This window comes from Candidatus Methylomirabilis sp. (genome assembly GCA_036000645.1).
Taxonomy (GTDB): domain Bacteria; phylum Methylomirabilota; class Methylomirabilia; order Methylomirabilales; family JACPAU01; genus JACPAU01.
Genome location: DASYVA010000223.1, coordinates 1 through 8,240, shown reverse-complemented (window position 1 = coordinate 8,240; position 8,240 = coordinate 1). Strand labels below are relative to the sequence as shown.

Here is an 8,240-nt window from a genome sequence, read left to right as displayed (position 1 = left end):
GGGAACCACGGGAGGGTTCCCCACCGGGGCCGGGGGCCCGGGGGCGGCGCCGGCGACAGGACCCGGACCTTGTCGCTTTGACTCCGTCGTTTGTATCAGGAGGGACTCCGGCGGGCCATCGCGGTGGCCGCCAGGAAGGCGAGCAGGGCAAAGAGGATCGTCACGACGAGGGAGATCCCGAGCGGCGGGATCGGTCCGGCGGGCGGCGCCTGCCCGAGGTAGAGCGTGCGCCGGAGGGCGGCCACGCCATAGGTGAGGGGGTCCAGGCGCATGATCCAGTGGAGCCAGCCCGGGACACCGGAAGCCGGGAAGAAGGCGCCCGAGAGGAGCCAGAGAGGGATCAAGATCAAATTCATGATCGCATGGAACCCTTGGGTGGAGTCCATCCGCCAGGCGATCACCAGCCCGAGACTCGTGAGGGCGAACGCCATGAGGACCATCACGGCCGCCGCCGCCAGGACCGCGGCCACGGTCAGGGGGATCCCGAGGAGCGGCGCGAGGAGGAGCAGGAGGAGACCCTGTCCCAGCGCCAGGGTCGTGCCGCCGAGGGCCTGGCCGAGGACGATGCTCGCCCGCGGGACGGGCGCCACGAGGACCCCCTGCAGGAAGCCGTGCTGGCGGTCCTCCACGGTGGAGATCGTCGCGAAGACGGCGGTGAAGAGGACGACCAGGGCGATCATGCCCGGGTAAAAGTACTCCAGGTACGCCGTCCCGGGCGGGGCGCCTGCCGGGCGGAAGGAGGCGCCGAGACCGCCGCCGAGCAGGAGCCAGAAGAGGACCGGCTGGGCGAGCGCCCCCACCACCCGGCTCCGCTGGCGGCAGAACCGGACCACCTCCCGCCACAGGAGCGTCCCCGCCGGCAGCAAAGCCGCCCTCATGCGGCCGTCCCCCCGGCGGCGCCCTCCCCCCAGAACCGGTGGCCGGTCAGGTGGATGAAGACGTCCTCGAGGGTCGGCTGGCCGAAGGTGACGCCCTGGACCTCGCCGGGGAAGGCCTCGACGAGCTCCCGCGCGAGCTCGTGTCCCCGCGGCCGCTCCAGTCGGAGCGTCCCGTCCACGAGCACCGGCTCCCCCCCGAACCGGTCCCGGATTTTCTTCCGCAGTCCCTCGGGATCCTTCGCGCGGATCTCCACCACGTCCCCACCGATCCGCCCCCTGAGCTCTTCCGGCGCGCCCGTCGCCACCAGCCGGCCCCGGTGCAGGATCCCGATCCGGTCGCACCGCTCCGCCTCCTCGAAGAAGTGCGTGGTGAGCAGGACCGTGACCCCGTCCTGCGCGCGGAGCTCGTGCAGGTAGGTCATGAAGTCCCGGCGGGCGCCCGGATCGAGGCCGGTGGTCGGCTCGTCGAGGAGCAGCAGCTCCGGCCGGTGGAGCAAGCTCTTGGCCAGCTCGACCCGCCGCTGCAGTCCCCCGGAGAGCGTCTCCACCAGGTCCGCCGCCCGGTCGGCCAGCCCCAACCGGGCCAGGACGGCCTGCGCCTGGCCCCGGAGGGTCGCCCCCATGAGGCCGTACAGGTGCCCGTGATGGCGGAGGTTCTCGGCCACGGTCAGCTTCGGGTCCAGGCTGGCCCGCTGGAAGGCGATCCCGAGGCACCGCCGGACGGGACGCAGGTCACCCCGCAGGTCCCGGCCAAGAACCCGGACGGTCCCCCCGCCCGCCGGCATGAGGGTGGAGAGCACCTTGAAGAGGGTGGTCTTGCCCCCGCCGTTCGGCCCGAGGAACCCGTAGATCTCCCCGCGGGAGACGCGGAAGCTCACCCCTGCAAGCGCCTCGCGGGACCCGTAGAAGTGGCGCAGCCCCTCGACCTCCACGGCGGCCGACCCGTTCGCCGTCCCCCCCCGACTCATGGGGTGGGGCCGACCCGCGGGGGCTCCTCCGCCGGGTTGACGATGTGGTCCAGGCTCATCCAGAGGCTCCGGGAGTGCCGGAAGAAGCCAAGCGGGACCAGCACGGCGACGAGCCCTCCCAGGACGAGTTGCGCGAGGACGGGGATCCCGGGGAAGCGCTGCAGGAGGACGAACGCCGCGACAACGAGGACGGCGGTCGCCGCGTAGTTGACGTAGATCGCCCCGACGAAGTAGCCCTGCTCCCGCTCGAAGGGGAGTGCGCAGACCAGGCACTCCTCGTGCATCCGGAAGGGCCCGCGGAAGAGGGGGCCGACGCCGCAGCGCGGGCAGCGCAGGCGCACGCCGCGGCCGAGGATCCGGGCGATCCGGCGCGCCGCCGTCATGTCAGAGCCGCGGGGAGAGGTGGTAGAGCATCCAGTACACCAGGACCCCGGTCACCGAGACGTAGAGCCACAGGGGGAGCGTCCAGCGGGCGATGCGGACGTGGGCGCCGAAGCGGCCCCGCAGGGCCCGGGAGAGGGTCACCAGGGCCAGGGGGACGATGGTCACGGCCAGGACCGTGTGGGAGACGAGGACCGCGAAGTACGCCCTCCGGATCCAGCCCTGCCCGCCGAAGGGCACCGAGCCCACGTGGTAGTGGTACGTCAGGTAGGAGGCGAGGAACAGGGTGGAGAGAACGAAGGCCGAGGCCATGCAGGCCTTGTGGGCGGTCACCTTCCCGCGGCGGATGCAGAGGTAGCCGGAGGCGAGCAGCACCGCGCTCGTCCCGTTCAGGGCGGCGTTGAGGGCGGGGAGATCGGTGACGGAGGGCCCGGTCATGCTTCCCGGAGGAGAACCCGGATGTCCCGGCGGAGCTGCCGGAGGCGCTCCGGGTCGGTGCTGTCGTAGTAGCCCCGAATCCGGGATGCCCGATCCACCAGGACGAACCGGGCGCTGTGCAGGACCATCGGCCCCCCGCGCGCGGCATGCGCCAGGGCCAGTGCGGGCCCGAGGAGGGGCCCCGCGTCGGTCCGGCCCCGGGCGTCGCCGCCCCCAGCGCGGGAGGGCGGGAAGGCTTCGTCCAGCGGGCTCTCCGGGAGCTCTCCGGCCTCGACGACCGCCAGCCGGAAGCCCTCCGCGACCAGCCGGCGGATCGCCGCCCAGTCGCCGGTTAGGAAGAGCCAGCGGTCCGGGTGCGCGCTGAACCGGGCCGCGTACCGGGAGAGGACAGCCAGCGTGTCCCGTTCCGGGTCCACCGTGACCGAGACCAGCCGCAGGTCCTCCTCCGCCTCGAACTCCCGCTGGAGTCGCGCCATCTCGGCGCTCTGGAGCGGGCACGTGTCCGGGCAGCGGGTGTAGATGAACGTGGCGACCCAGACCTTCCCGCGCAGCTCCCCGGCCCCGAGCAGCCGGCCGCTCCGCTCCGTCAGGGCGAAGTCGGGGACCGAAGCGTAGGCGGGCAGCCGGGTGGTCGCGCCGGTCGCGGGCCACCAGGCGCCCAGTCCCCCGCGGAGCCCCGACCAGGCGCCGGCGAACCCCACGCCCGCCAGCACGAGGGCGAGCGCCCCCCAGAGGAGGCGCTGCAGCGCGGCCTCCCACGGCCGGACGGGATCTTGCTGCCGGTTCATCGTGCGCCCCGTGGTCCGGTGAAGAGGCCACCCGCCCCCAGGGCCCGGTGGAGCCCTACTGGGGTGCGGTTGCGGCGGGAGGGGCGGCGGCGGCGGATTGGCGCGCAACGGCCGAGAGGTCGGGCACCAGCGCGAAGACGAGCAGGACGCAAAGCAAGAGCGGCGTCACGGCGATCAGCGCCAACGTCCGCCGCTCGAAGCGCAGGTGCATGAAGTACATCGCGACCAGGGCGGCCTTGGAGATGGCCAGCCCGACCAGGAGGAGGCCGAGGACCAGCCTGGGCAATCCCATGTAGATCACCGCGATCTCCGCAATGGTCAGGCCGAAGAGCCACCAGAAGATGGCCATGTAGTTGGGTTCCGCGTGGGCCGTCGCCATCGCCCTCCCCATTCGGTGTTCGGGTGTTCCGCCGCGGGCACCTCAGAGCAGGTACACGAAGGTGAAGATCAGGATCCAGACCAGGTCCACGAAGTGCCAGTAGAGCCCGACGAGCTCGACCGCCTCCCAGCGGTCGCGGGAGTACTTCCCGCGCACCCCCTGCGTCACGATGCAGGAGAGGTAGATAACCCCCCCGCTCACGTGCATGCCGTGGAAACCGGTCAGGATGAAGAAGGTCGTCCCGAAGAGGTGCTGCGTGAAGGTGAGCCCCTTCTCCGGCAGGATCTCCGTGATCAGATGCGTCCACTCGTAGGCCTGGAGGCCCAGGAAGATCACCCCGCCCAGGATCGTCAGGAGGAGGAAGTTCCGCAGGCCCCGCTGGTCCCCCCGCTTGATGGCGGCCAGCGCCTTCACCATCGTGACGCTGCTGCAGATCAGCAGGAAGGTCATCAAGGCCGTGAGCTGGATCCCCAGGACCGTCGAGGGGACCGGCCAGTCGGCGCTCCCGATGCGCAGTGCCCCGTACCCCGCCAGGAGCCCCCCGAAGGACATGGCGTCCCCGGCCAGGAAAACCCACATCCCGAGCTTCCCCCAGCTCTCGGGGGTGAGGGGGGACTCCGCCGGTTCCACTCCCGGATGCGCCACCGCGACCTGGCTCACTCTCTGCCCCCTTGCTCCCCCCAGGCGAGGCCCCGGACGGAGGTTTCCCCGGCCGGGCGACCCCTGCGCCGGTAGGTGTACCAGAGCCAGCCCCCGATCGTCCCCGCCACGGCGAAGGGCATGGCCATGAGGAAGAGCACGCCCCAATAGAAGCCCCGGGCGAGCGCGTCCTGCTCCGGCGATCCGCCGGGGGTCCAGCAAACGGGACACGCTTGCGCCGCCACCGGGGCGAGCCCCGCCCAGGCCGCGCTGGCGCAGGCGACCAGCGCCCGTCGGATCCGCATGCGCATCACCCCCTCACCCCCTGTCCGTCCCCCGCCCCGGCCGGCGGCCGCCGCCCCCTCAGGCCAGGTAAACGAGCGCGAAGAGGATGGGCCAGAGGCCCACCACGAAGTACCAGTACATCCCGCACAGCTCGAGGGGGACGTGACGCGCCGCCGAGAAGCGGTTCCGCGCCGCCCCGGCCAACACCACCACCAACCAGAGGACCGCCCCCAGCACGTGCAGGCCGTGGGTCCCGATAAGCGTATAGAAGATGGACCCGTAGATGCCCGCGGTGAGCGTGAGGCCAAAGTGGACGAGCCGGACCCACTCCGCCCCCTGCACCGTGAGGAAGATCGTGCCCAGGAGCGCCGTCACCAGGAGCCCGCGGACGAGTCCCCGCCGGTCACCCCCCCGGATGGCCCGCAGCGCCCGCGCCATCGTGACACCGCTCGCGAGCAGGACGGCCGTGTTCACCCCGGTGACCAGGAGGGGCAGGCGCGGCTGGCCCGCCGGGGGCCAGGTGAGACTCCCGAGGCGGAAGACCAGGAAGGCGCCGATCAGCCCGGTGAAGAACATCGCCTCCGCCCCGAGGAACACCAGCATGCCCAGCCGGGCGTTGGTGACGACCGGGCCGGCGGGGGGCCGGGGCTCCGGGTCGGGCCGGCGCCGCCGGTCGTCCAGATCGGGCGGGCCCGCCGGCGGGCCCGGCGCGAGTTCCTCCGGCAGTTCCAGGACCGGGCCGGCCGTCCGTGCTCTCGTCATTCGCTCCCCTGCACCCCTAGTGTCGGACCAGGACGAAAAGCACCGACCCTGCGTACAGGGCCAGCAGGACTCCGAGCAGCATCACCCCCAGGCGGCGGTTCCGCTGCCCCACCTCCCGCTCCGGCAGGCGCACCGGCATCGCTAGAGCCCCACCTTGTCGAACGCCATCACCAGGAGGAGGGCCGGCAGGTAGATCAGGGAGGCGCACAGCAGCCGCCGCGCCGCCGCCGGGGAACGGGAGACCGCCAGCCCGATCCCGCACGCCAGGAAGGCCAGGCCCAGGGCGAGGGCCGTCACGAAGTAGACGGTGCCGGCCAGGCCCGTGACCGTCGGGAGGAGGCTCACGGGAAGCAGCGCCAGGGAGTGCGCCACGACCTGCCGTCCCGTGCTCCGCCCGTCCGGCTCCAGCACCGGTAGGAGCCGAAACCCGGCCCGCGCGAAGTCCTCCCGGTACAGCCGGGCGATCGCGAGGGCATGGGGGATCTGCCAGAGGAAGAGGATCGCAAAGAGAAGCCAGGCCCCGAGGCCCAGCTCCCCTCGGGCCGCCGCCCAGCCGATGACCGGGGGCAGCGCGCCAGGGACCGCCCCCACCACGCTGCAGAGCGCGCTCCGCCGCTTGAGGGGCGTGTAGAGGAACAGGTAGCTGCAGACGATGGCCGCCGCGATGAGGCCGCTCAAGGGGCTGACCGCCAGGGCGAGGAGGAGCACGCCGGCGGCGGAGATGGCGGCCCCGAACGCCAGCGCCTCGACGGGCTGGAGCCGCCCGTCGGGGAGCGGCCGCAGGCGCGTCCGCTCCATCCGGGCGTCCACCTCCCGCTCCAGGAACTGATTCAACGCCAGCGTCCCGCCGGCCGCCAGCGCCGTCCCGACGAGCGTCGCGAGGAGCCGGCCGGCCTGCGGCCCGCTCCAGGAGCCCAGGTAGAACCCGACCAGCGTGGTGATCAGCACCATCAGCACCATCCGGGGCTTGGTCAGCGCCACGAAGTCCGCCATCCGCCGACGCACCTGGGCCAGCCCGAGGTCCAGGGTTCCCGTCTGCACCGTCATGCCGGCACCTGCTCCCGGACCAGCGGCCGGCTGGCAACCGGCTTCGGCCACGCCGACAGGCGGAAGGCCCGCAGCGTGAGGGTGAGGCTGGCGGCCAGGACCGCCGCCCCACCGGCCACGTGCGCCGTCGTCGGTACGACCCCCTTCTGCGTCCAGATGGTCAGGGCCCCCAGGGCGAGCTGCACGAGCAGGAGGCCCGCCGCCGCCAGGGCGGGGCGCGTGAGCCACGCCTCCTTCCGGTGTCTGGCGAGGACCCAGGCGAGCGTCCCGCCGACAGCCGCCGTGACGGCAACGGCCCCCACGCGATGGAGGAAGTGGATCAGGACGGCCCCCGAATCCAGCGGGGGGAGGAGGCGGCCGAAGGCCAGCGGGAAATCGGGGATCGCAAGTCCGGCCCCGGTGTGCCGCATGATGGCCCCCACGACGAGCTGTGCGGTGATCACGCCGACCGTCACCGTACAGAGCATCGGCAGCCCGGCGCCCACCCGTCCGGTGGACGGGGGGACCTCGCGCGCCCACCCCGGGCCGGTGACGACGGCGAGCGTCACGGTCAGGCAGAAGAACCCCTGCGCCAGCAGCGCGTGCGCCACCGACACCGGCGCGGGGAGCAGGGTGAGCACCGTCACGCCGCCGAGCAGCCCCTGCAGCAGGATGGCCCCGAGCGCCCCCATCCCCAGCCGCCGGACCCACCCCCGGGGCTCGCGCACCCAGAGCCAGACCGCCAACCCGATCGTGAGGAGGCCGACGAGGGCGGCCAGGAGGCGGTGGCCGTGCTCGTAGAGGACCCCACCCACCATGGGGGGGAAAAGCTGGCCGAACGCCAGCGGCCAGTCCGGCACGGCCAGCCCCGAGCCGGTACTCGTCACCAGCCCCCCGACGAAGAGGAGCAGAAAGGTCGCTCCGGCCGTGAGCAGGGCGAACCGGTGCACCCCGAGAAGCCCGGGATGCCGGCCGCGACCGCGGCCGGGGTGGAAGGTGGCGTCCGCCATCGAGCCCACCCCTAGTGTGGCAGTTTGTACGCTCCGGACCGCCGCGGGGACCGCGCGAAGGGTGGTCGGAGAACGACGCGAGGCGACGTCAGTTGGCCCGGCACTAATGTCCCCGCGCCCCGCCGGGGGCCCCCGCCAGCCTCCGGTCCTGCGGGAGCCAGTCCTCCGGGACTTCGGGCGAGCTGTACTCGTAGGGGCCGCGATGGACGACAGGCAGGACCTCCCCCCAGTTCCCGTGCGGCGGGGGGGACGGAGCGGTCCACTCCAGGGTGTTGGCCTTCCAGGGGTTGCTCTCCGCCTTCTTGCCCTTGAACAGGCTCCAGAGGAAATTCACGGCGAAGACGATCTGCGCGACGCCGAGGAGGATCGCGCTGACGGTGATGAACACGTTCCAGTGCTGGAGGGGCTGGAGGAACTCGTACTGCGTTGGGTTATAGATCCGCCGCATCATCCCGCCCACGCCCAGGATGTGCATGGGGAAGAACGTCCCGTTGAAGAAGAGGAAGGTCGGGAAGAAGTGGATCTTCCCCAGCGTCTCGTTCATCGTGCGGCCGAACAGCTTCGGGAACCAGTAATAGATGGCCGCGAAGGCGCCGAAGATCGAGCCGCCGAAGACCACGTAATGGATGTGGGCCACGATGAAGTAGGTGTCGTGGATGAAGATGTCCACCGGCGTGGCCGCCATG

At 72.2% G+C, this 8,240-nt stretch carries 13 protein-coding genes; all 13 read right to left on the bottom strand.

The genetic code is table 11. The features are described from left to right. Positions 1–95: 95 nt before the first annotated feature. Positions 96–878, bottom strand: coding sequence for an ABC transporter permease (locus VGT06_12895; protein HEV8664018.1), 783 nt, complete (start codon positions 876–878; stop codon positions 96–98). After that, positions 875–1,846 carry an ATP-binding cassette domain-containing protein gene (locus VGT06_12890; GenBank protein HEV8664017.1) on the bottom strand — a complete coding sequence of 324 codons (972 nt, stop codon included), beginning with the start codon at positions 1,844–1,846 and terminating at the stop codon, positions 875–877. The genes VGT06_12895 and VGT06_12890 overlap by 4 nt, the downstream gene beginning before the upstream one ends. Then, positions 1,843–2,229 (bottom strand): DUF983 domain-containing protein, encoded by a 387-nt coding sequence (locus VGT06_12885; protein HEV8664016.1) that lies wholly within the window; start codon positions 2,227–2,229, stop codon positions 1,843–1,845. The genes VGT06_12890 and VGT06_12885 overlap by 4 nt, the downstream gene beginning before the upstream one ends. Before the next feature lies 1 nt (position 2,230). Next, positions 2,231–2,665 carry a DUF420 domain-containing protein gene (locus VGT06_12880; GenBank protein ID HEV8664015.1) on the bottom strand — a complete coding sequence of 145 codons (435 nt, stop codon included), beginning with the start codon at positions 2,663–2,665 and terminating at the stop codon, positions 2,231–2,233. After that, positions 2,662–3,453, bottom strand: a complete 792-nt coding sequence (locus tag VGT06_12875) for an SCO family protein (protein HEV8664014.1) — start codon at positions 3,451–3,453, stop codon at positions 2,662–2,664. Before VGT06_12875 ends, VGT06_12880 begins: the two co-directional genes overlap by 4 nt. Before the next feature lie 55 nt (positions 3,454–3,508). Further along, positions 3,509–3,832: a cytochrome C oxidase subunit IV family protein gene (locus tag VGT06_12870; GenBank protein ID HEV8664013.1), complete on the bottom strand. Its 324-nt coding sequence runs from the start codon at positions 3,830–3,832 to the stop codon at positions 3,509–3,511. 42 nt (positions 3,833–3,874) lie between these two features. Then, on the bottom strand, positions 3,875–4,492 hold the full coding sequence (locus tag VGT06_12865; protein HEV8664012.1) for a heme-copper oxidase subunit III: 618 nt from the start codon (positions 4,490–4,492) through the stop codon (positions 3,875–3,877). Next, positions 4,489–4,776, bottom strand: a complete 288-nt coding sequence (locus VGT06_12860) for a hypothetical protein (protein ID HEV8664011.1) — start codon at positions 4,774–4,776, stop codon at positions 4,489–4,491. Before VGT06_12860 ends, VGT06_12865 begins: the two co-directional genes overlap by 4 nt. Positions 4,777–4,834: 58 nt before the next feature. Continuing rightward, positions 4,835–5,518 (bottom strand): cytochrome c oxidase subunit 3, encoded by a 684-nt coding sequence (locus VGT06_12855; GenBank protein HEV8664010.1) that lies wholly within the window; start codon positions 5,516–5,518, stop codon positions 4,835–4,837. 16 nt (positions 5,519–5,534) lie between these two features. Continuing rightward, the gene (locus VGT06_12850) at positions 5,535–5,657 is read right to left on the bottom strand and encodes a hypothetical protein (protein ID HEV8664009.1); all 123 of its coding nucleotides are present in this window, start codon (positions 5,655–5,657) and stop codon (positions 5,535–5,537) included. A gap of 2 nt (positions 5,658–5,659) precedes the next feature. Further along, positions 5,660–6,565 carry a heme o synthase gene (cyoE, locus tag VGT06_12845; GenBank protein ID HEV8664008.1) on the bottom strand — a complete coding sequence of 302 codons (906 nt, stop codon included), beginning with the start codon at positions 6,563–6,565 and terminating at the stop codon, positions 5,660–5,662. After that, positions 6,562–7,554, bottom strand: coding sequence for a COX15/CtaA family protein (locus VGT06_12840; protein HEV8664007.1), 993 nt, complete (start codon positions 7,552–7,554; stop codon positions 6,562–6,564). The genes cyoE and VGT06_12840 overlap by 4 nt, the downstream gene beginning before the upstream one ends. A 103-nt stretch (positions 7,555–7,657) precedes the next feature. Beyond that, the coding region (locus VGT06_12835) for a cbb3-type cytochrome c oxidase subunit I (GenBank protein ID HEV8664006.1) at positions 7,658–8,240 on the bottom strand (583 nt) is incomplete at its 5' end.